At 67.0% G+C, this 22,441-nt stretch carries 20 protein-coding genes; 11 read left to right on the top strand and 9 right to left on the bottom strand.

Features of this window, described 5'->3' with window-relative positions; genetic code table 11:
• Positions 1-85: 85 nt before the first annotated feature.
• From ACIGJC_RS04360 to ACIGJC_RS04340, 5 genes are all read left to right on the top strand, one after another.
• Positions 86-1,663: an ABC transporter ATP-binding protein gene (locus ACIGJC_RS04360; RefSeq protein WP_483710799.1), complete on the top strand. Its 1,578-nt coding sequence runs from the start codon at positions 86-88 to the stop codon at positions 1,661-1,663.
• A complete protein-coding gene (locus ACIGJC_RS04355; RefSeq protein WP_483710798.1) occupies positions 1,656-2,765 on the top strand; it encodes an ABC transporter permease in 1,110 nt (369 codons plus the stop codon). The genes ACIGJC_RS04360 and ACIGJC_RS04355 overlap by 8 nt, the downstream gene beginning before the upstream one ends.
• Positions 2,766-2,782: 17 nt before the next feature.
• Positions 2,783-3,703, top strand: a complete 921-nt coding sequence (locus ACIGJC_RS04350; protein WP_483710797.1) for an ABC transporter permease — start codon at positions 2,783-2,785, stop codon at positions 3,701-3,703.
• 67 nt (positions 3,704-3,770) lie between these two features.
• On the top strand, positions 3,771-4,916 hold the full coding sequence (locus ACIGJC_RS04345; RefSeq protein ID WP_483710796.1) for a BMP family ABC transporter substrate-binding protein: 1,146 nt from the start codon (positions 3,771-3,773) through the stop codon (positions 4,914-4,916).
• Positions 4,917-5,088: 172 nt separating this feature from the next.
• Positions 5,089-5,382 carry a YkvA family protein gene (locus ACIGJC_RS04340; protein ID WP_483710795.1) on the top strand — a complete coding sequence of 98 codons (294 nt, stop codon included), beginning with the start codon at positions 5,089-5,091 and terminating at the stop codon, positions 5,380-5,382.
• Between the two features lie 72 nt (positions 5,383-5,454).
• On the opposite strand, the gene ACIGJC_RS04335 is transcribed toward ACIGJC_RS04340, so the two are convergent.
• The 4 genes from ACIGJC_RS04335 to ACIGJC_RS04320 form a co-directional block, all read right to left on the bottom strand.
• Positions 5,455-6,432 (bottom strand): quinone oxidoreductase family protein, encoded by a 978-nt coding sequence (locus tag ACIGJC_RS04335; RefSeq protein ID WP_483710794.1) that lies wholly within the window; start codon positions 6,430-6,432, stop codon positions 5,455-5,457.
• A 40-nt stretch (positions 6,433-6,472) separates the two neighbouring features.
• On the bottom strand, positions 6,473-6,862 hold the full coding sequence (locus tag ACIGJC_RS04330; RefSeq protein ID WP_483710793.1) for a methylglyoxal synthase: 390 nt from the start codon (positions 6,860-6,862) through the stop codon (positions 6,473-6,475).
• 67 nt (positions 6,863-6,929) lie between these two features.
• Positions 6,930-7,718, bottom strand: coding sequence for an SDR family oxidoreductase (locus ACIGJC_RS04325; protein WP_483710792.1), 789 nt, complete (start codon positions 7,716-7,718; stop codon positions 6,930-6,932).
• 66 nt (positions 7,719-7,784) lie between these two features.
• Positions 7,785-8,684: a DMT family transporter gene (locus ACIGJC_RS04320; RefSeq protein ID WP_483710791.1), complete on the bottom strand. Its 900-nt coding sequence runs from the start codon at positions 8,682-8,684 to the stop codon at positions 7,785-7,787.
• A gap of 239 nt (positions 8,685-8,923) precedes the next feature.
• Here ACIGJC_RS04320 and ACIGJC_RS04315 point away from each other — a divergent pair, with 239 nt between their 5' ends.
• Both ACIGJC_RS04315 and ACIGJC_RS04310 read left to right on the top strand, forming a co-directional pair.
• Positions 8,924-9,922, top strand: a complete 999-nt coding sequence (locus ACIGJC_RS04315) for a Bug family tripartite tricarboxylate transporter substrate binding protein (protein WP_483710790.1) — start codon at positions 8,924-8,926, stop codon at positions 9,920-9,922.
• Between the two features lie 74 nt (positions 9,923-9,996).
• Positions 9,997-10,476: a MarR family winged helix-turn-helix transcriptional regulator gene (locus ACIGJC_RS04310; protein ID WP_483710789.1), complete on the top strand. Its 480-nt coding sequence runs from the start codon at positions 9,997-9,999 to the stop codon at positions 10,474-10,476.
• Positions 10,477-10,549: 73 nt separating this feature from the next.
• Here ACIGJC_RS04310 and ACIGJC_RS04305 read toward each other — a convergent pair whose 3' ends face one another.
• Positions 10,550-12,829: a xanthine dehydrogenase family protein molybdopterin-binding subunit gene (locus ACIGJC_RS04305; RefSeq protein WP_483710788.1), complete on the bottom strand. Its 2,280-nt coding sequence runs from the start codon at positions 12,827-12,829 to the stop codon at positions 10,550-10,552.
• 94 nt (positions 12,830-12,923) lie between these two features.
• Here ACIGJC_RS04305 and ACIGJC_RS04300 point away from each other — a divergent pair, with 94 nt between their 5' ends.
• A complete protein-coding gene (locus ACIGJC_RS04300) occupies positions 12,924-13,667 on the top strand; it encodes a TetR/AcrR family transcriptional regulator (RefSeq protein ID WP_483710787.1) in 744 nt (247 codons plus the stop codon).
• 27 nt (positions 13,668-13,694) lie between these two features.
• On the opposite strand, the gene ACIGJC_RS04295 is transcribed toward ACIGJC_RS04300, so the two are convergent.
• The 4 genes from ACIGJC_RS04295 to ACIGJC_RS04280 are packed head-to-tail and all read right to left on the bottom strand — an operon-like array spanning position 13,695 to position 17,026.
• On the bottom strand, positions 13,695-14,333 hold the full coding sequence (locus ACIGJC_RS04295) for an N-carbamoylsarcosine amidohydrolase (protein WP_483710786.1): 639 nt from the start codon (positions 14,331-14,333) through the stop codon (positions 13,695-13,697).
• Positions 14,326-15,405 carry a 2,5-dihydroxypyridine 5,6-dioxygenase NicX family protein gene (locus ACIGJC_RS04290; RefSeq protein WP_483710785.1) on the bottom strand — a complete coding sequence of 360 codons (1,080 nt, stop codon included), beginning with the start codon at positions 15,403-15,405 and terminating at the stop codon, positions 14,326-14,328. The genes ACIGJC_RS04295 and ACIGJC_RS04290 overlap by 8 nt, the downstream gene beginning before the upstream one ends.
• Positions 15,406-15,429: 24 nt before the next feature.
• Positions 15,430-16,263, bottom strand: a complete 834-nt coding sequence (locus ACIGJC_RS04285) for an alpha/beta fold hydrolase (RefSeq protein WP_483710784.1) — start codon at positions 16,261-16,263, stop codon at positions 15,430-15,432.
• Between the two features lie 10 nt (positions 16,264-16,273).
• Positions 16,274-17,026, bottom strand: a complete 753-nt coding sequence (locus tag ACIGJC_RS04280) for a maleate cis-trans isomerase family protein (protein WP_483710783.1) — start codon at positions 17,024-17,026, stop codon at positions 16,274-16,276.
• A 366-nt stretch (positions 17,027-17,392) separates the two neighbouring features.
• Here ACIGJC_RS04280 and ACIGJC_RS04275 point away from each other — a divergent pair, with 366 nt between their 5' ends.
• The 3 genes from ACIGJC_RS04275 to ACIGJC_RS04265 all read left to right on the top strand — a co-directional run bounded on the left by ACIGJC_RS04275 (position 17,393) and on the right by ACIGJC_RS04265 (position 22,096).
• Complete coding sequence (locus tag ACIGJC_RS04275; protein ID WP_483710782.1) at positions 17,393-18,553, top strand: FAD-dependent oxidoreductase; 1,161 nt, start codon at positions 17,393-17,395, stop codon at positions 18,551-18,553.
• Positions 18,554-18,680: 127 nt separating this feature from the next.
• Positions 18,681-19,178 carry a (2Fe-2S)-binding protein gene (locus ACIGJC_RS04270; RefSeq protein WP_483710781.1) on the top strand — a complete coding sequence of 166 codons (498 nt, stop codon included), beginning with the start codon at positions 18,681-18,683 and terminating at the stop codon, positions 19,176-19,178.
• Entirely contained in the window at positions 19,175-22,096 is a 2,922-nt protein-coding gene (locus ACIGJC_RS04265; protein WP_483710780.1) for a c-type cytochrome, read from the top strand. Before ACIGJC_RS04270 ends, ACIGJC_RS04265 begins: the two co-directional genes overlap by 4 nt.
• Positions 22,097-22,441: the final 345 nt, after the last annotated feature.

The raw sequence follows: 22,441 nt of genomic DNA, 5'->3' as shown, positions 1-22,441 counted from the left end.
CATTGCGTCGCGGCGATCCTGCGCCACGCACTGCCGCTGACTGACTGCCTTCCACGTTGCTGCCACAACAACCCGAGCCGCCTCAGTGACACCACAAAACCCACCCAGGCTGGCGCTAGCCCATATCAGCAAGCGCTATCCCGGCGTCATCGCGAACGATGACATCAGCCTCAGCGTCGCCCCCGGCGAAATCCACGCCGTCCTTGGCGAGAACGGCGCCGGCAAATCCACCCTGATGAAGATCATCTTCGGCGCGGTCCGCCCGGACGCCGGCGAGATCCGCTTCAACGGGGCCCCGGTCACGATCAACAGTCCGCACGATGCCCGCCACCTGGGCATTGCCATGGTGTTCCAGCACTTCTCGCTGTTCGACACCCTGACTGTCACCGAGAACATCGCGCTGGGCCTGCCCGGCGGCCAGCACGGCGCGGGCAGCAGCATGAAGCAGCTGGCCGAGCGCATCCGCGCCACCGCCGAGCGCTACGGGCTGCCGCTGGAACCGAACCGCCATGTCCATACGCTGTCGGTCGGCGAACGGCAGCGCGTCGAGATCGTGCGCGCGCTGCTGGCCAACCCGCAGTTGCTGATCCTGGACGAGCCAACTTCGGTGCTGACGCCGCAGGCCGTGGAAACGCTGTTCGTCACGCTGCGCCAGCTCGCGGCCGAGGGCACGAGCATCCTCTACATCAGCCACAAGCTCGACGAGATCCGCGCGCTCTGCCATCACGCCACCGTGATGCGCATGGGCAAGGTCACGGGCGTGTGCGATCCGCGCCAGGAAAGCGCGGCGTCGCTGTCGCGCCTGATGATCGGCGGCGAGCCGCCGCGCGAAGCTCGGGTGGCCGCGCAGCGCGGCGATGTGCGCCTGAGCGTGCAGCAACTGTCGCTGCCGCGCGCACATGCGTTCGCCACCGAACTGCAGCGGATCTCGCTCGATGTGCATGCCGGCGAGATCGTCGGCATTGCCGGCGTATCGGGCAACGGACAGCAGGAACTGCTGGCCGCGCTGTCCGGTGAAGACACGCGCGCGGATGCCGCGTCGGTGCAGCTGGCAGGCAAGCCGGCCGGCCGGCTCGATGCGCGCCAGCGCCGGCGCGCGGGGCTCGCCTTCGTGCCGGAGGAGCGCCTCGGGCGCGGCGCGGTGCCCGGCATGAGCCTGGCCGCGAATACGCTGCTGTCGCACCAGACGCCTCCTTACGTGCGCAGCGGCATGATCTCGCCAAAGGCCGCGACCGGCCTGGCCGCTTCCATCATCAGCCGCTTCCGTGTGAAGGCAAGCGGGCCCGACGCGCTGGCCCGCAGCCTGTCCGGCGGCAACCTGCAGAAGTTCATCGTCGGCCGCGAGATCGAAAGCGGCCCCAAGGTGCTGATCGTCGCGCAACCGACCTGGGGCGTGGATGTTGGCGCCGCCGCGCAGATCCACAACGAGATCCTGGCGCTCAAGGCCACAGGCTGCGCCATCCTCGTGGTGTCGGAAGAACTTGATGAGTTGTTCGCCATCTGCGATCGGCTGCATGTCATCGCCAAGGGCCAACTGTCGCCATCCATCCCGACCGAGACCGCGACGCGCGAACAGGTCGGCCTGTGGATGAGCGGCCTGTGGGAAGGCGGCCCCGCGCAAGCGCGCGACACCCAGGCAGCGGAGGTGACCAGCCATGGCTGAAATGCGCTCGCTGCTGCCCCGCTCCCCCTTCACGCTGGCGCCGCGCGGACTGCCGTCGCGGAACATGGCCTATGCCTCGCCGGTGATCGCCCTCGCGCTCACGCTGCTGTTCGGCGCGCTGCTGTTCGTGGCGCTCGGCAAGGACCCGATGGCCGCGCTCAAGGTGTTCCTGGCCGACCCGCTGCGCGACAAGCGCGCGATTGGCGAAGTCCTGCTCAAGACCGTGCCGCTGGTGCTGTGCGCGCTGGGCCTTTCGGTCTGCTATCGCGCCAACGTGTGGAATATCGGCGCGGACGGGCAGCTCATTGCCGGCGGCATCTTCGCTGGCGCCACGGTGCTGTTCTTCGACGTACCGGGCCAGACGCTCAACGGTACCGTGGTGCTGATCCTGGCGTCGCTAGCCGGCGTGATCGGCGGCATGGCGTGGGCGTCGATCACGGCGCTGCTCAAGGACCGCTTCAACGCCAACGAGATCCTGGTCTCGCTGATGCTCACATACATCGCGCAACAGTTGATGCTGTGGGTAGTCAACGGGCCGTTGAAGGACCCCAACGGCATGAACTTCCCGCAGTCGAAGGTATTCTCGTCCGAATACCTGCTGCCTAACCTGATGTCCGGCTCGCGCCTGCATGCGGGCTTCGTCGTGATGCTGGTGCTGGTCGCGGTGATGACGGTGTTCGTGTTCCGCAGCTTCGCCGGCTACCGCCTTCAAGTGGGCGGCACCGCGCCGGCTGCGGCGCGCTATGCCGGCTTCTCGTCGCGCAGCGCGCTGTGGAACGCGCTGCTGATCTCGGGCGCTACCGCGGGCCTGGCCGGGGCGTTCGAAGTGACGGGCCCGATCGGCCAGCTGCTGCCGTCAATCTCGCCGGGCTACGGCTTCACGGCCATCATCGTCGCGTTCGTTGGCCGCCTGCATCCGGTCGGCACCGTGTTCGGCGGCATCATGATGTCGCTGTTCTACATCGGCGGCGAGATGGCGCAGTCGCGTCTGGGCCTGCCGTCGGCGATCGGCTGGGTGTTCCAGGGCATGCTGCTGTTCTTCCTGCTGGCCTGCGACACCCTTATCGAAAACCGCCTGCGCTGGCGCGCCACGGCAGCCTGAGCGGAGCAGACAAGAACATGGAACAACTCGCTCCCCTCATCGCCACCGCGATCAACGCCGGCACGCCGCTGCTGCTGGCCGCGCTGGGCCTGCTCATCAACGAACGCTCCGGCGTGCTGAACCTCGGCGCCGAAGGCATGATGCTGGTCGCAGCCGTGGCCGGCTTCATGGTCGGCTACCAGACGCAGCAGCCGCTGCTCGGCTTTCTCGCCGGCGCTGTCGCCGGCATGCTGATGGCCGCGCTGTTCTCGTGGCTGGCGCTGGTGCTGGCCACCAATCAGGTCGCCACGGGTCTGGCGCTGTCGATCTTCGGCACCGGCCTGTCGGCCTTCATGGGCCAGCGCTTCGTGGGCCACGCCATGCCCGCGCAGGCCAGGTCGATCCCCGGGCTGGCCGATATTCCATTCATCGGTCCCGCGTTCTTCCAGCAACACTGGATGGTGTATTTCAGTCTGCTGCTGTGCTTCGCGATCATGTGGTTCCTGTTCCGCACGCGCGCGGGGCTCACGCTGCGCGCGATCGGCGAATCGCCGGAATCGGCGCACGCGCTCGGTTATCCGGTACGCACCATCCGCTTCGGCGCGCTGCTGTTCGGCGGCGCCTGCTGCGGCCTGGCCGGGGCTTACCTGTCGCTGGTGTACACGCCGATGTGGGTCGAGAACCTGGTGGCCGGCCGCGGCTGGATCGCGCTGGCGCTGACCACGTTTGCCACCTGGCGCCCGGGCCGCGTGCTGGTCGGCGCGTGGCTGTTTGGCGGCGTAACCATCCTGCAGTTCTACCTGCAGGGCATCGGCGTCTCGGTGCCGTCGCAGTTCCTGTCGATGCTGCCGTACGCGGCCACCATCGTCGTGCTGGCGCTGATCTCGCGCAACCCGGCCTGGATCCGCCTGAACATGCCCGCCTCGCTCGGCAAGCCATTCCGTCCGGGCAGTGCCTGATGCCGCAACGCAAGTCCTGATTCAACGAGCCTTCGAAAGCCAACACAATTCATCACAAGGAGAAATCATGATGGTCACGCGCAGGAAAACCCTGGCGGCACTGGCTGCCACCGCCCTGCTGGCGCTAGCCGGCTGCGGCAAGAAAGAAGCCGAAAAGCCGGCCGAGACCGCCGCGCCGGCCTCCGCGCCTGCTGCGGAACAGAAGGCCGAGCCGCTCAAGGTCGCCTTTGTCTACATCGGCCCGGTGGGCGACGCTGGCTGGACGTACGCGCACGACGCCGGCCGCAAGGCCGTGGAGGAGAAGTTCGGCGACAAGGTCAAGACCACCTTCGTCGAGAACGTGCCCGAATCCGCCGCCGACGCCGAACGCGTGTTCCGCGACCTGGCCAGCCAGGGGAACAAGCTGATCTTCGGCACGACCTTCGGCTACATGGAGTCGATGCTCAAGGTCGCCAAGGAATTCCCGGACGTGAAGTTCGAGCACGCCACCGGCTTCAAGACCGCCGAAAACCTGGGCCAGTATGACGTGCGCACCTATGAGGGCGCCTACCTGGCAGGCGTGGTGGCCGGCAAGATGAGCAAGTCGGGCAAGATGGGCGTGGTCGGTTCGGTTCCCATCCCCGAGGTGATCCGCAATATCGACTCGTTCACGCTGGGCGCGCGCAGCGTCAACCCGAACGCGACCGTCAAGGTGGTCTGGGTGAACAAGTGGTTCGATCCGGGCAAGGAGCGTGAAGCCGCCACCACGCTGATCGGCCAGGGCGTGGACATGCTGATGCAGAACACCGACTCCGCCGCCGTGGTGCAGACCGCGCAGGAGAAAGGCGTGTATGCGTTTGGCTGGGACAGCAACATGAGCAAGTTCGGCGAGAAGGCTCACCTGGCCGCGTCGGAAATCCAGTGGGGCGTCTACTACAACAAGGTGGTGGACGACGTGCTGAACAACCGCTGGAAGAGCGACACCACGTGGTGGGGCCTGAAGGAAGGCATGATCGACTTGAAGGACTTCAACACGATCGTGCCCGAGGACGTGAAGGCGCTCGTTGCCGAGCGCAAGAAGGGCATCGTCGACGGTTCCGCGCCGATCTGGAAGGGTCCGATCAAGGACAACACCGGCAAGGAACAGGTCGCCAAGGACCAGACCGCCGACGACAACTTCCTGCACAACGTGAAGTTCTACGTCGAAGGCGTCGAAGGCAAGATCCCGGGCTGATCGCCAGCCCGCATGCCATGACGGCATGCGGGCCCGCCCCGGCGCTGCCGGGGCGCTCCCCTCCTCACTTTCCTCAGCCCGGTCTACTTCGGAACTTGAAGCCGCTTTGATCGGCCCAAGCTATCTGTGCACGCGTCATTCGCTGGCGTGCGCAATGTGAAGGAGGCCTCTCATGTGGAAGCGTTTTTCGGCCCTGTGGACGCTGGTGCGCCGCGACGGCCGGCTGTTCTGGTATGCGCTGCGGCATCCGGATGCGCCGCCCTGGCTCAAGCCGGCGGCCTTTGGGCTGTTTCTCTATGCGATCTCGCCGATCGATCTGATTCCTGATTTCATCGCCGGACTGGGGATCGTCGATGACGTTGTGCTGATTCCGCTGGCGGTGCACTTGATGCTCAAGCGGCTGCCGCCGCACATCCTGCGGCAGGCCGAAGCGCGGGCGACCGCCACCACGGTACGGACGCACTGAGCGCGGCGAGAGAATAAGCCCCGGACGGCAGCCCGCCGCCCGCGGCTATCTTCATCGGGAACCGCGGCGGCCTCAGTACGGCAGCAGGATGGTCGATCCCGTCGTCTTGCGCGACTCCAGGTCGCGGTGCGCCTGCGCAACATCAGCCAGTGCATAGCGCTGGCGGATATCGATCTTCACCTTGCCGCTGGTGACCGCATCGAACAGGTCCGCCACCATCGGCTCCAGCAGTTCGCGATGCACCACGTAGGTCATCAAGGTGGGCCGCGTCAGCCGCAGCGATCCCTTGTTGCCAAGCACCGAGATATCGAACGGCGGCACCGGCCCCGAAGCATTGCCGAAGCTCACCATGGTGCCGCGCGGCGCCAGGCAGTCGAGCGAATCACGGAAGGTGTCCGCGCCGATGGAGTCATACACCGCCGGCACGCCCTTGCCGCCGGTGACTTCCTTCACCTTGTCGACGAACGATTCGCGCGTATAGACCACGGTATGCGTGCAGCCATGCGCGCGCGCCAGTTCCGCCTTCTCGTCGCTGCCCACCGTGCCGATCACCGTGACGCCGAGCGCCTTGAGCCACTGGCACGCGATCAGCCCGACGCCGCCGGCGGCGGCATGCAGCAGCACGGTGTCGCCGGCCTGCACGCGATAGCTGTCGCGGATCAGGTACTGCACCGTCAGGCCCTGCAGCATCATCGCCGCGCCCTGCTCGAAGGAAATCGACTCGGGCAGGCGCACCACGATATCGGCCGGCATCACGCGCACCTGCGCATAGGCGCCGGTCGGACGGCCCGCGTAGGCCACGCGATCCCCCGCGCTCAGGTGGGTCACGCCCGCGCCCACCGCCTCCACCACGCCGGCGCCTTCCATGCCCAGGCCGGCGGGCAGCGGCTGCTTGTAGAGGCCGGTGCGGAAGTAGACGTCGATATAGTTGAGCCCTACCGCTTCATGGCGGACACGGACTTCACCGGGCCCTGGCTCGCCGACCTCCACGTCGACCCACTGCATCACTTCCGGTCCGCCGGTCTGTTCGATCCGGATGGCTTTGGTCATCTGCAATTCTCCTGTCAGTCAGGCTGGATGGGGTTGGGGATCAGGCCTTTGCCTCGACGCGGCACAGCTCGGCGATCACCAGGTCCGCCGTGGCGACGTTGGTCGCGCATGGCACGTTATGCACATCGCAGGCGCGTACCAGGGCGTTGATATCGGGTTCGTGCGGCTGCGGCGTCATCGGGTCGCGCAGGAAGATCACGGCGCGCACGCGCCCTTCCGCCAGCTGCGCGCCGATCTGCAGGTCACCGCCCCACGGCCCGGACAGCATCCGCGTCACGTCCAGCCCGACTTCATCGATCAGGCGGCCACCGGTGGTGCCGGTCGCAAGCAGTTCGCACTGCGAAAGGAATTCGCGGTGCCGCGTGGCAAACGCAACGATGTCGTCTTTCTTGTGGTCGTGTGCAATCAGGGCGATACGTGGGCGGGTCATCAAGGGTCCTTGTTGCGGTAAGCGACTGCGGGTAAGTAGTGCGGCCATCGCCGGGGCCGCGCCGGGTTCAGAACGTGCCGGGGTAGGCGCCGCCGTCGAGCAGGATGTTCTGTGCCGTGATGTACGCGGCCTGGCGGCTGCACAGGAACGCGCAGGTGGCGCCGAACTCGGCGGGGTCGCCGAAGCGGCGCGACGGGTTCTGCGCGGCGCGGCGTTGCGCGATTTCCTCAATGCTCAGGTTGGCCTTCTGCGCCGCGCCTTCCATGGTCTTGGCCAGGCGATCGGTATTGAACGGTCCCGGCAGCAGATTATTGACGGTCACGCCATGCTGCGCGACTTCGCGCGCCAGGCCGGCGATAAAGCCGGTCAGGCCCGAGCGCGCGCCGTTGGACAAGCCCAGTATGTCGATCGGCGCCTTCACCGCGCCGCTCGTGATGTTGATGATGCGGCCCCACTTGCGCGCGATCATGCCGTCGACCGTGGACTTGATCAGCTCGATCGGCGTGAGCATATTGGCGTCGAGCGCGGCCAGCCACGCGTCGCGGTCCCAGTCGCGGAAATTGCCCGGGGGCGGGCCGCCCGCGTTGTTGACGAGGATGTCGAGATCGCCAAGCTTGGCCACGGCATCGAGCGCGGCCTTGCGGCCTTCCGGCTTCGTGATGTCGGTGGCCACCGCGACCACGCGGCGCCCATGGCGCGCGCGCAGGTCGGCCGCGGCCTTCTCCAGCGCCTCCGCGCCGCGCGCCACGATTACCACATCGACGCCTTCGGCCGCCAGCGCGTCCGCGCAGGCAAAGCCCAGGCCCTTGCTCGCGCCGCACACCAGTGCATGCTTGCCACGCAGTCCAAGATCCATCGCTCGTTCTCCTTGTCGCTTATTGCTTGTGTCGTTTGTCGTTCAGGTTCGGCGTCGCCGCGCTGGTCATGCCTTGCGCGCCGACAACAGGTACATTCCGCCCAGCACCAGTGCACTGCCCCCCAGCTGCACGCCGCTGACGGGTTCGTCGAGCAGCCAGAAGGCCAGGAACAGCGTCGATACCGGTCCGATCATGCCGGCCTGCGAGGCCATCGGCGCGCCGATGCGGGCCACGGCCACCATCGTCATCGAAACGGGCAACACCGTGCAGAACACCGCGTTGACGAGTGACAGCCACATCACCGGCGCCGGCTGCGCGAGTTCGGCCACGGGCCGGCCCAGCGTCAGGTACTGCAGCACGCAGCAGGCCGTGGACACGCACATCGCGTAGGCCACCAGCCGCAGCGAGCCGATGCGCTGCACCAGCTCGCCGCTGAGAATCAGGTAGATACCATACGTCAAGGCACTGCCCAGCACCAGCGCCCCGCCCAGCCATACCGTGGGGCCGCTGACATCCAGGTCATGGGCGAACACCAGCACGATGCCGAGATAGGCCAGCAGCAGCGACACCCATTGCCGCGCGGCGATCTGGCGGCGGAATATCAGCGCCGTGGCCAGCAGCACGAACGACGGCGTCAGGAACAGGATCAGCCGTTCCAGTCCTGCCGTGATGTATTGCAGCCCCAGGAAATCCATGAAGCTCGACAGGTAGTAGCCGATGAAGCCGAGGAACACCACGCGGCCACGGTCGGCCCACGACAGCGCCGGCAGGCGCCGCGACTGCCACCAGCCGATCGCCATGAACAACGGCACGGCGAACAGCATGCGCAGCGTGATGACCATGACGGCATCCACGCTGTAGCGGTACATCAGTTTGGCCACGATGGCCTTGGCGGAAAACAGCACGGCGCCGACGGCCGCGATGGCCAGCCCCGATCGCTGCGGCGACGGCAGCGCAGCGGGCATGGCAAGAGATTTTGGTGAAACTGGCACGGGGGAATTCACGTGGAGAGGCGGCCGCCGCAACCTGGCCGGCTGGGTCGGCAAAGACAACCGGACGATTGTATTCGAAAAGAAGCATGGGCATCGGCCTACCGCCCGGTATGCCTCTGCTAGTCCGCATTTGCCTACAATGGGCGCTTCCGCACGGACCTCCCGTGCCGGTGCCATAGAACAACACAACCCGTAGAGGAGATTCCCGCACCATGCCGCAACGCCTTGCACTTCGCCCCCGCGCCACGCTGATCGCCCTGACGTTCGGGGCCGCCACGCTGGGCACCCTGCCGCTGGCCGCCGCCGCGGCCGATACCTTCCCGGCCAAGCCGATCCGCTTTGTCGTCCCGTACGCTGCCGGCGGCACGACGGATCTCGTCGCGCGCACGGTCGGCCAGCGCGTCGCGGAGAAGCTGGGACAGCCCGTGGTCATCGAGAACCGTCCCGGCGCGGGCGGCAACATCGGCATGGACGCCGTGGCCAAGGCCGCGCCCGATGGCTACACCATCGGCTTCGGCGCGATCTCGACCAATGCGCTGAATCCGCATATCTACAAGCAGGTGCCGTTCGACCCGCGCAAGGACTTCACCGCCATCAGCCTGCTCGGCACTTCGACCATCGTGCTGGAAGTCGGCCCGTCGCTGCCCGTCAAGACCGTGCCGGAACTGATCGCCTATGCCAAGGCGCACCCCGGCCTGACATACGCGACCGCGGGCACCGGCACGTCGATGCACCTGGCCGGCGCGATGTTCTCGCAGACCACGCATACGGGACTGACTCACGTGCCCTATAAAGGCAGCAGCCCGGCCATCAACGACATGCTCGGCGGCCATATCGGCGTGATGTTCGACAACCTGCCGGCCTCGCTGCCGCACATCCAGTCGGGCAAGCTGCGCGCCCTGGCCGTGGCTGGCAAGAGCCGTTCGCCGTCGCTGCCTGACGTGCCCACGCTGGCCGAGGCCGGCCTGACGGGCTATGCCGTGGAACCATGGTTCGGCGTCTATGGCCCGGCCAACCTGCCCGCGCCCGTGGTGCAGGCACTCAATGCGGCCTTCGTCGAAGCGCTGGGGCGCGCGGACGTGCGCGAGAAGCTGACGCAGGCCGGCTTCAACCCGAAGGGTTCCAGCGCGCCGGACTTGCAGACGCTGACGCTGCAGGAATACGAGCGTTTCGGCAAGGTGGCGAAGAGCGCGGCCATTACCGTCGATTAAGGTCCGGCACCGGCGCACCTGCGCTGCCATCGTCGGTATACTCGGGGCACACCTTCCATCGCACCACGATCGACGTGCCCTCCTCTTCCGACCAGCCCGCCGGCAACATCGACCCCGGCTACGACTTCACCGAACAGGTGGGCCACTTGCTGCGCCGCGCATACCAGCGCCACGTGGCCATCTTCCAGCAGACCATTCCCGATTCGCAGCTCACGGCCGCGCAGTTTGTCGTGCTTTGCGCGGTCCGTGACCGGCAACCGTGCTCGCTCAATGAAGTGGTGCGGGCCACGGCGATCGACCAGGCCACGGTGCGCGGCATCATCGAACGATTGAAGTCGCGCCAGTTGGTCGCGGTATCCCACGACCCCAATGACCGGCGCAAGGTGGTGGTGACGGTGACGGCTGGCGGGCTGGCATTGATCGACGAGACGGTGCCGTTTGCGAAGCAGATTTCCGAACAGACGTTTGGCAACCTGAACCCGGCCGAGCGCGTGGCGGTGACTTACCTGCTGCGCAAGATGAGCGAGATCGACGAGGGGAACGGGGCGGGTTGAGGGGAGGCCTTTGTACTGCCGCCGGTATGCTTCCCTCTCCCGCTTGCGGGAGAGGGAGCAGACAATCGGTCTGCTAACCCTGCCGGTTGCCCGACGCCGCCAGCACCGTCTCCGGCACAAACGGCGGCCGCCGCAACCGAACGCCCATCGCATCGAACAACGCATTGGCCATCGCAGGAGCCCCCGGCAGCGACGCGGACTCACCCGCGCCCAACGGCGGCTCCGACTGCCTCGGCATCAGCACCACTTCGATCGGCGGAATCTCCGGGAACGTCAGCAGCGGATAACCGCCCCACTCGCGGCTGGCTACACCCGCGCCATCAAAGCGCACTTGCTCCTTCAGCACGCGGCTCAGCGTCTGCACCACGTTGCCGTGGATCTGGTGGCGCACGCCGTCCGGGTTGACCATCATGCCGGTGTCCTGGCCCACGACGATCTTCTCGACGACGATCTGCCCAGTTGCCACGTCAACCGAAACATCAAGTATCCACGCGGACCACGCCGCGCCGAAGCCCGGAAAGCGGCTGTGGATATAGCGCGCATAGGCCACGCCACGGCCGCGCAGCTTGCCGTCCGCATCGGGTACGCCACGTGAGCCCCGTGCGCCGCGCTGCCAGCCAGCCGCATGCGCCACGGCGCGCAGCAGATCGGCCGCGCGATCATCCGGAAGATGCCGCAGCCGGAAGTCGATCGGATCAGCGTCAGCCTCCACCGCCAGTTCATCGATCATGCACTCATGCGCGAACGTATTCGGCAATGCCGAAACCCCGCGCAGCCACGACGCGCGCACGATGGCAGGCGTGTCGTCGCAGCCGATGCGGCGGCCCGCATACGCGTAGGGCGGCACGGCGGTGCGGTCGCCCATCTCAAGCATGCGCGGCCCATTGGATACCTGCCCAGTCAGCAGCAGTGCCAGCGTCGGCGCATCGTTGGACGGATAGCGGCTGACAAAGTCATAGCCGAGCAACTCGCCGCCGGCGCCCAGCGTCGCGCTGACGTCCATCAGTTGCGCTGCGCCCTTGGGCTCCCACAGGTGCTCCTGTTCGCGCGAAAGTTGCACGCGCACCGGACGCCCCACCGCGCGCGACAGCAGCACGGCGTCGGCGCAGACATCATCGGCACAATTGCGGCCGTAGCAACCGGCGGCCTCCATGCGCACGATCTCGATGCCGTCCTCGCCAAGCCCTGACAACCGCGCCAGGTCGATGCGCAAGACATGCGGGTTCTGCGTACCAGACCATATGGTCAGCCCATCTTCGCGCCAGTCCGCGACGGCGCATGACGGACCGATGGAGCCGTGCATTTGATAGGGCCAGACAAAATGGCGCTCGAGCGTGGTACCGGTTCCCGGTGCCGGCATCTCGCCATCGACCAGCAGATCACGGCGCCTGGCCGGATTCGCGCGCAACGCAGGCTCCGGATCATCAAGCGCCGGCAGCGGCGGCACCGGCTTCCAGCGCACGCGCAGGCGGCGCGCGGCCAACATCGCGTACTCCTCGCGTTCGGCCACCACGCCGACGAAATCGCCCTGCACGATGATATCGACCAGCCCCGGCACATCACGCAAGGAATCGCGATCGACTTCCAGCAAGCTGGTTCCGACAAAATCGCCTGCATCCCGGCCGGAGTACGGCGGTCGTACAACGCGTCCATGAAGCATGCCGGGCACGCGCACGTCATGCACGAACGTCAGCACGCCGCGCGCCTTGTCGGGGATATCCACGCGGCCCGCGCCACGCCCGACGATGCGGTAAGCCTCGACCGGCTTGGTCTGCACGTCGTCGGCCAGCGGCAACTCGACATGTCCGCCGGCCACCAGCGCCCCGTAGCCGATGCCGTCGGGCGCGCCTTTCACGCGCAACACACCATCGTCGGCCTCCAGCATTTCCGGCGCCACGCCCAAATGCTGCGCAGCGCGCGCCTGCAGCCACGCACGGGCCTGTGCCGCCGCGCGCCGCAGCGGCATGGCGGAGATCTGGATCGACGCGCTCGCAATGGTCGGCCCCTGGTTGGGCGTGGCCTCCGTATGGCCGAGCACCATGCGCACGCGCGCGAGCGGCACATCGAGTTCTTCCGCCACGATCTGCGCCAGCGCCGTGCGGATGCCGGTGCCCAGGTCGACGTGGCCGTTGAAGGCCAGCACCTCACCGGTATCGCGCACGGCGACGAAGATGTCCGGCAGCGCCGGCACATAGTCCGAGGCGGCCCCCGGCTGGCCCGGCGCGGGACGCGCCGCCGCCTGCGGGGCGCGCGTCACCAGCAGCACGCCGCTGGCCTGCAGCAGCGCCAGGCGCTGCGCGCGCGGGGTGGAGGCCTCAGCCTCGGGAACGGTATCGAGGATTGTCGCTGTCATAGCTCTTGAATTTTGCCGCCTTGCATCAGGCGACACCGTCGATGCCACCGTTATACTGCCTGCCAGACACAGACCTCATGCCGAGCCATCCAACATGACCATCAAGACCGCAACCCAGCGCGCGGCAGTCGGGACGCGCGCCCGGCAGGCCCAGGACAGCCGCGACCGGATCCTGAAAGCGGCCATCAAGGTCTTCGCGCAGCGCGGCTACGACGGCGGACGCATCGAACGGATTTCGACGCTCGCGAAGACCTACGACCGGATGATCTACTACTACTTCGGCAGCAAGGAAAAGCTGTTCGTCGAAGTGCTGGAGACCATCTACCTGCAGCTCAATGAAGCCGAGCAGAAACTCGAAGGCGAACTCGACGCTGCCGATCCGGTGCGCGCGCTCTCGCAACTGACTGACTTCGTCTGGCACTACTACCTGGAGCACCCGGAGTTCGTCGCGATCCTGACCAGCGAGAACATGAGCCAGGGCAAGCACGCGCGCAAGTCGGTGCGGCTGCGCGATATTTCCAGCTACGCGCTGTCCGTGCTCGACGGCATCCTGTCGCGCGGCAAGGCGGTGGGCCTGTTCCGGCCAGACGCCGGCGCGCGCGACGTGTACATGGTCATCGCCTCGCTCGGCTACTTCTACAACTCGAACCATCATACGCTCAGCGCCTTCCTTGGCGAACCCATGATGAGCCCGGCCGCGGTATCGCACTGGCGCGATGTGATGCAGCAGACCGTGCTGCGCGCCGTGGCAATGCCGGGCGTCATCCCCGATGCTCCGCCCGCGCCGGCGCAGCCTTCCGGCAAGCCGGCCCGCAAGCGCCGCGTGGCGGCCGTCTGAGCGCCGCATCGGTCGCACCGGCGCGGCTCAGGCCGCTGCTCGCACGCCCGGCGCAATTTGCGCGAGCGCTTCGTCGCGGGTCAGCACGGTGGCGTACTTCTGCTCCATGTCGAACAGGTTGGCCGCGTGCGGGCCGAGCGCGCGGTCACCGACGCAGTCCGACAGCACCAGCGGACGGAAGCCGAGCGACATCGCATCGACCACGCTAGCGCGCACGCAGCCGCTGGTGACGCAGCCCGCCACCAGCAGCGTCTGCACGCCGCGCTGCGTCAGCCATGCCGCCAGCGACGTGCCGAAGAACGCCGACGGCACCGTCTTGCGCACCACATACTCGCCCGCGGCGGGCGCAAGCTCCGGCACGATGGCGCTGTTGTGGCTGTCTTCCTTAAGCGTGAGCATGCCGGGCACCTTCAGCGTGAAGATGTTGTGGTCGGCGTCGTCATCGGCAAACACGATGCGGCTGTGCGCCACCGGCCAGCCCTGCTCGCGCGCCGCGCGCAGCAGCGGCTGCGTATTGCGGATGGCCTCCGGGATATTGCCGCCGCCAAAGACCGCCGGATCGGCGAAGCCGTTGACGAAATCGATGATCAGCAGCCCGTATGGCGGCCGGATCTCCATGGCGGTGCCGAAGCCTTGCCGCTGGTAGGTCTGGACTTCTTCATGCATGGCGGGCTTCCTTGAACAGTGTGTTGACGGGCGCGTGGTGGCCGTCCGTCACCTTGCCACGCACCACTACGGGTTCGCCATCGAGGTTGACCGTGCAGTGGCGCACCGGGATATCGATATGGCAGGCGGTGGTCCGGCTGCCGCCCGCTTCGTTGTTGGGGCCGAACGAGCACAGGAAGTTGCCTTCGTACGCGCGCGCATCCATGCCGATGGTCGCTTCGCGGTCGTACATGGCCAGCGCCGACCAGCTCGCGCGCGGCTGCAGGCCCCAGCCGATATGCGACATCGCATACGCTTCGGGATCGTTGAACGATGCCATGTAGTCGGCCAGCAATTCCGCATCGAGGCCGCCTTCGATCGCCTTCACATAGCCGGACTCCACCGTGATCCGGATCGGCTCCTGGATATACGACTTCATCGGCAGCAGGATGTCGCCGCGGTCCAGCACGATGGTGCCTTGGGTGCCGCCTTCATCCGGCCAGGTCAGCACGAAGCCGCTCGGCCAGTGGTCCCAGCGGCCGGGCTCGTCGACGAAGCCGTATTCGCTGATCGCGGGGAACTCGCCGAGTTTGCAGCGCAGGTCCATGCCGGCATCGGAGACGATGTGCATTTCCCGCGCGCGCGACAGCCGGGCCGTGGCGGCCTTCACGCGCTTGCGGTCTGCTTCGGTGGGGACCATGCGCGCGAGCACTTCGGGTGGCTCCACAGCGAGCAGGATCTTCGTGCCACCGCTCAGGATGTCATGCTGCTCGGGCGAGAACAGCAGCGTCATCAGGTCGAGCACGAGATCGCTCGCCTTCAGCGCGGCGATGGCGGCCGGATTGCCGGTCAGCGGCGTAGTGCCGAGATACGCCAGCGCATCGCGGCTCAACGCCTTCTCGCCATTGACTGGCGGCAGGTCGAGCCGGTTGACGATGGCGCCCATCGACGCCGCTGCCACCATGGCCGTACGCAGCGTCTGCGGATGCGTGGCGGCGCCGGTCAGCACGGTGACGGTCTGGCCGGCTTCCAGTTTCGACAGCGTGAGCACCTGCTTCCACGCCTGGGTCAGGTCGTAATCGCTTACGGGCATGTTCGCTCCTCCGATTCGCGGATATCAGGCCAGCGCGGGCAGCGCGGCACCAAGGAAATCGCCGAAGGCACGATAGAAGCCGGCCTCGTCGTCCCACGGGATCATGTGGCCGGCATCGGCGACGTGGCTCACCAGCACGCCCGCCAGCAGCGTGCGGATTTCCTGCTCGTCTTCGTCGCGCACCACGTCGCCACGGCCGGCGCGCATCAGCAGCGTCGGCACGGACACGTGCGGCAGGTCGGCGTGGATGTCGTCTTCATGGAAGCCGTTGAAGCTCGCCAGGACTGCGCGCTCGTCGCAGGTGTGCAGCCACTCGGCGCGCAAGCGCAGTTGCTCGTCGGTCCATGTCGGGCAGAAGCGGCGCATGCCTTCCGCGTCGACACCAGCGCGCGCGAGGCGGATTGAATCGATGTACCACGGCAGCTGCGCGGGATAAGCGCGGCGGCCGGGGCCGGAGACCGGCGGATCCACCATCACCAGCCGCGTCATGCCTGCGGGGCGCTGGCGCGCGGCACGAACGCCAATGCGCCCGCCCATCGAATGGCCGACGATGGCATAGCGCTGCAGGCCGAGCGCCTGCGCGAACGCGATCACGTCGGCAGCTTGCGCATCGAGGCTGTAGTCCAGCGTGTCGCTCGCTTCCGACAAGCCACGGCCGCGCACATCCAGCACATAGGTATCGAAGCGCTGGCCGAACTGCTCGCCGACGAAGCCCCACGTGATGGCCGGGCTCGTGATGCCCGGCACGATGATCACGGCGTCGCGCGACGCGCGTTCGCCATCGTTGCCGCCGTAGCGCAGGTAGTGCTGGCGGATACCGTTGGCCTGGACGTTGCCGCCGTAGAGGAAGGTGCTCATGGCGCGGCCCTCAGTAGGCGCCGGACAGCAGCGCGCCCGCGCCCGGCACGACCGGCTCCAGGTCCAGCGCGCGCAGCATCGCATAGGTGGTGGCGATAGCCGCCGTGATCACCGGCTTGCCGGTCATCGCCTCGACCTTCGCTACCGCCGGCAGCGACGGCATCTGCACGCAGGCGGACAGCACGATGGCATCGACGTCGGCAATGTTCATCTGCGCGACGATGGCAGGAAGCTTCGCCGGATCGTGGCGGCCCACTTCGAGGTTGTCGGGAATCTCCAGCGCGCGGTAGTCGACGACTTCGTAGCCTTCGTTGCGGATGTAATCCACCACCAATTCCGTCAGCGGCTTCATGTACGGGGCGACCACGGCGATGCGCTTCGCGCCGATCACCTTGAGTGCATCGACCAGCGCGCCGGCGCTCGTGATTACCGGCGCATCGCCGCCGTTCTCAACGGTGTGGGCTTTCAGGCGCTGTTCCGACTTGCGGTGATAACCATGGCCCATCGCCATGATCGCGACCAGGCAGGCGTAGCCGAGCACATCCACGCGCGCGTCGGATAGCTCGACGGCGCAGCGGTCAGACTCGGCATCCATCGCGGCCAGTTCTTCCTTGACCACCTTCTTCATGCGCATGCGGCTCGAATGGAAGGTGAACCGTTCGGGGCGGATCTGCTGCCGTGCGCTCAGCATGGCGGGGATCTCGGTTTCCATCGTGGTGTTGGAGCTCGGCACGATCTGGCCGATTCGGAAAACTTTCTGCACTGTCGACTCCGTCATCTGGTTGTCTTGGGTATGCCTTGTCTACCCGGCCGCTCCAGGCAGTCTTGCCAGGCGTCCGCGGTTGCGATTGATTGTAGTGTACACACTCTATATGCGCAAACACATTCTAAGCGGACAAAAAGGCACTCATTCAGTGCACACTGAACCGAAGTCGCCCAGATATAGCGCATAAATTCGCCGTTATTGGGCAATATGTGAAAGCCATCACATCGTCATCAGGGTTTTCCATAAGTTGATGCAAATCTATCTTTACCTTGAATTTTGTAGTGTGTACACTCGTTTTAAACAACTGGCCGCCGAGCCGGCCCCCACACCATCGACCCATGTGTCACTGCCAGGAGAAACAACGTGCAAGCCAAACCGCGAATCGCAATCATCGGCGCAGGACTCGGAGGGACGGCCGCTGCCGCCCTGATGCAGCGTGCTGGCCTCCAGGTCAGGCTGTATGAACAGGCGCCGGCGTTCTCGCGGCTGGGTGCCGGCATCCACGTGGGGCCGAACGTGATGAAGATCATGCGGCGCATCGGCATCGAGGACGCGCTCAATGACATGGGTTGCCATCCGGACTACTGGTACAGCCGCGACTGGGACACGGGCGAGGTTTGCGCGCAGATTCCGCTGGGCGACTACGCGCTGAAGCACTACGGCGCCAGCTACCTGACCGTGCACCGTGGCGACTTCCACAAGCTGCTCACCGATGCCGTCGCGCCTGGCACGCTGTTCTTCAACAAGAAGCTGGAAAGCGTGACCGACCAGGCCGACGTGGTGCAACTGCGCTTCACTGACGGCACCGTCGACGAGGCCGACATCGTCATCGGCGCGGACGGCGTGAACTCGCGCATCCGTGAAACCCTGCTCGGCGCGGAGCCGCCCAAGTACACGGGCTACGTGGCGCACCGCGCGGTGTTCCCGATCTCGCGCGTCAAGGGCTTTACGCATGACCGCTGCACCAAGTGGTGGTCGGACGATCGCCACATGATGGTGTACTTCGACACCAGCAAGCTCGACGAGATCTATTACGTCACCGGCGTGCCCGAGCCCGAGTGGGACATGAGCAAGAGCTGGGTACCGAGCAGCATCGAAGAGATGCGCGCCGCATTCGATGGCTGGCACCAGGGCGTGCAGTCGCTGATCGAAGGCACCGTGGAAGTGACCAAGTGGCCGCTGCTCGAGCGCGATCCGCTGCCGGTATGGAGCCGCGGCCGCCTGGTGCTGCTCGGCGACGCCTGCCACCCGATGAAGCCGCACATGGCCCAGGGTGCCGCCATGGCGATCGAGGATGCCGCCATGCTCACGCGCTGCTTCATCGAAGCGGGCACGGACGACTACGCCGCCACCTTCGCACTGTACGAAGCCAACCGTGCCGAGCGCGCCAGCAAGGTCCAGCTGGTCTCGCACAACAACACGTGGCTGCGCACCAACGAGAACCCCGACTGGTGTTTCGGCTACGATGTGTACAACGTGCCGCTGGTCTCGGCCGGACGCCCGCCGCTGTCGGCGGCAGCATGATGTCCGCCTGAACCGACCCGCCCGTACCGCCGGCCTGGCCGCTGTACGGGCCCGACGCGCCACAGCCCCTCGCCATGAAGGGGCGCGGCGCAGCGCTGCGTGATGTTCAAACCGCCACCTGCCCCCGATGAACGCGCCCCGCCCCCTGACGCTTCATGTCAACCACGCCGACCATACGGTCTGCGTGGCGCCTGATACGCCGCTGCTCTATATCCTGCGCAACGACCTGGCCTGCAATGGCCCGAAGTACGGTTGCGGACTGGGCCAGTGCGGCGCCTGCACCGTGCTGGTGGACGGCACCGCCGCGCGCTCGTGCGTGCTGCCGGTGAAGGCGGTAATCGGCCATGACGTGACCACGCTGGAAGGACTGGGCAGGCCCGCGCATCCCGACCCGGTACAGCAGGCCTTCATCGACGAGCAGGCCGCGCAGTGCGGCTATTGCCTGAACGGCATGATCATGACCGCGAAGGCGCTGCTGGCGGAAAACCCCGACCCAACCGAGGCGGAGATCCGCGAGGCGCTGCGCTTCAACCTGTGCCGCTGCGGCACGCATGTCGAGATCGTGCGCGCCGTGCAACGGGCGGCCATCCTGCAGCGCGCAGACGCGCACGGAGCGCAGTCGTGAACGACACGCTGGCGCCCCGCGCGGATGCCGTCGCCAAGGCGGCAAGCCCTCTCCCGCCTCCCCAGTGCCTGGCCGTAAATGTCTTGCGTCCGCCCGGGCTTCAATGGGTTGATGGCCAGCCTTTCGTTGCACGTCTGCTCGGCGCGGACCGGGACGCCGCAGCCGCAATGCCGGGCGTGCGCGCCGTGGTCGTGCGCAACAACTTCGCCGGCGTGGCGGCCGACTCCGATGAACAGGCCGCCCATGCGGCGGCTGCACTGCGCGCGCGCTGGTCCGCACCGCCCACACCGGAAACGGTGCCTGTGCAGCGGCGCGCGCTGGCACAGCGTGGCGACGCAGCCGGCGCACTCGAACAATCGCGTGCACGCCAGGCACAGCATTACCAGTGGCCGCTGGCCGGCATGCAGGCGACGACAGCCACCTGCACGGCCATCGCGGACTGGCGCGATGGCGCCCTGCGCGTCTGGCTGCCCAGTGCGCGCCCTGGCGCATTGCGCGAAGAACTTGCTGCGCTGCTCGGCATTGCCGAGCCTCAGATTACGCTGGTGTGCTGGCAAAGCGCCGACGACAGCGCGGACCCCCCGGGCCTGCTCGCACACCACGCCGCTGCCGATGCCGCACTGATGGCGCGTGCCGCGGGCGGCTGCGTGCGACGCACGATTACCGCCGATGACGTGGGGCTGGCCAATGCAACGCTGGACTGGCAAATCGACAGCGCGCACGCGGGTGCCGTGATCGACGCGTATGCCGCCACGCTCGGCGGCACCGCCGCGCCCACTGTACCGCTGGCCTTGTGGCTGACGCACACGGCGGCGCCGGTGTCCGATGTCGCCGCCAGCGCGCAAGCCGGCGCATTGCCGCCATACCGCATTCCCAACATCGATATCAACACGGCTGGCGCCGCGGCCGGCTCGACGGACACGCCACTGGCCCGCGCGCAGGTCTTTGCACAGGAATCGCACGTTGATGAGATTGCCGCCAGCGCTGGCAGCGATCCGGTAGCGCTGCGGCTCGATCACCTTGACGATGCGCGTGGCGCAGCGCTGGTGCGCGACGTGGCCGAGCGAGCAGGATGGACGCCGTCGGCGCAGCGCTCAGGCATCGCGCGCAGCGGCAACGTGCGCCGTGGCCGCGGGTTCGCCTACGCGCATGTGGTGGAGGACGACGCCGCGCAGAGTTGGTCCGCGTGGGTCGCCGAAGTGGAGGTCGACGGCACCACCGGCGAACTCGCTGTCACGCGCGTGACCGTCGGGCACGACAGCGAATCGGCGCTGCCACAGCGCGCAACGCAGGCATCCCCCGCACTGGAACAGATGGTCGCGCGGGCCGCGAGGCAACTCACCGCGCAATCGACGGGATTCGATACATGGCCCGCCGAGCAGCCCGGGACCTCCGACAGTACCCTGCCCGCCGTCACCGGCACCACGGTGCCTGAAATCCGCATGGCCGGATCGCTCGCCACGCGCAGTACGCTGGCCGCCGGCCCGGCCGCGACGCTGCCGGCCGCAGCCGCCGTCGCCAATGCGATCTTCGATGCGACCGGCGTACGGCTACGAGAACCGCCGTTCAGCGCTGATCGCATCAGGCTGGCACTGGACTCGCAACAAACAGAGAAGCGGCGCAGCAAGCGCGGCTGGCTTGCCGCGGCAGCGGCGGCAGCGGCCGGCCTGTGTGCCACCGTGCTGCCATGGCGCGCGCCCATCGCACCCGTCGCGCCGACCGAGGCTGGCTTCTATTCGGCCGCGACACTGGAACGCGGAAGGCTGGTAGCCGCTGCCGGCGACTGCGCGGTCTGCCATACCGCGCCGGGCGGCGTGAAGAATGCTGGCGGCCTTGCACTGGAAACGCCGTTCGGCACGGTCTACAGCACCAACATCACGCCCGATGCCGAGACGGGCATCGGCAACTGGTCGTTCGCCGCCTTCGAGCGCGCCATGCGTGAAGGCATCCATCGCGATGGACGCCGCCTGTACCCCGCGTTTCCCTATACAGCGTTCGCGAAGATCAGTGATGCCGACATGCAGTCGCTGTACGCCTACCTGATGTCAGCCGAGCCCGTGAAGACCAGCGTGCCGCGCACCGAACTGGCCTTCCCGTTCAATATGCGCCCGCTGCTGGCCGGATGGAATCTGCTGTTCCACCGCAACGAGCAGTTCAGGCCGGATGCCTCGCGCTCCGCGCAATGGAATCGTGGCGCTTACCTGGCCGAAGGCCTGGGCCACTGCAGCGCCTGCCATTCGCCGCGCAATGCACTGGGCGGCGAGAAAGGCGGCCGCCACTACCTGACCGGCGGCACCGCCGAAGGCTGGGATGCGCCCGCGCTGACCGCGCTGTCGCGCGCACCGGTACCGTGGACAGAAGACGCCCTGTTCACGTATCTGCGCGGCGGCTATGCAGTGCACCACGGCGCCGCCGCCGGACCGATGGCGCCTGTGGTGGAAGAGCTGGCGCTGCTGCCCGAATCCGACGTGCGCGCTATCGCGCATTACGTCGCGTCGTTCAGCGCGCCCCCACCCGCGCCTGCGCAGGTCACCGCGCTGGCCGCGCAATACGAGCAACGCAGCGCAGAGGCGGCCAGGGCGCTGGGCGGTCCCGCCGCACGCCTGTACCAAAACGCGTGCGCCGTGTGCCACCAGTCCGAGCAGGGCATCCGCCAGTTCGGTGTGAAGCCGTCGCTGGCACTGAACACGAACCTGCACAGCGACCGGCCCGACAACGTGATCCAGGTACTGCTGCAAGGCATGCCGGCACCGCCAAACAGCACACTGGGCGCCATGCCTTCCTACGCGGACAGTCTCGACGACACGCAAATCACCGCCCTTGCGCAATACCTGCGTGCGCGCTTCGCCCCCGACAAACCCGCGTGGCAGGACGTGGAAGCCACCGTTGCGCGGCTGCGCGCGACGCCTGCGCACTGACGACAGACGAGACCTGCGCGGCGCGCGGGAAAACCCCAAGGAGAAAACCGCAGATCGGCCTTGCCGGCCCTTTTCATGTAGCTTACGCTGAACGATCATGTAGCACGCACTACATGAGTGCCAACAGAGCATGCAGCGGTGCACTGCGGCACCCGGACCGCGCACCACGATGACGTGCCACGATAAATACAAGACCAGAAATCCACCAAGGGTAGACAATAAGGAGTCACGATGACGTATCCGCATCACCCCCGCATGGCAAGAGTGCGCCCGGCATAGTTCTCGCTTCGCCAGATTGCAGTCCCCAACGCTACGTTGCAATCGGCGGCGCGACAGCATCACCCG

The organism is Cupriavidus sp. C3SS-1, from assembly GCF_057073755.1.
The sequence above is the reverse complement of the archived record's forward strand: the minus strand, read 5'-3'. Positions and strand labels throughout refer to the sequence as shown.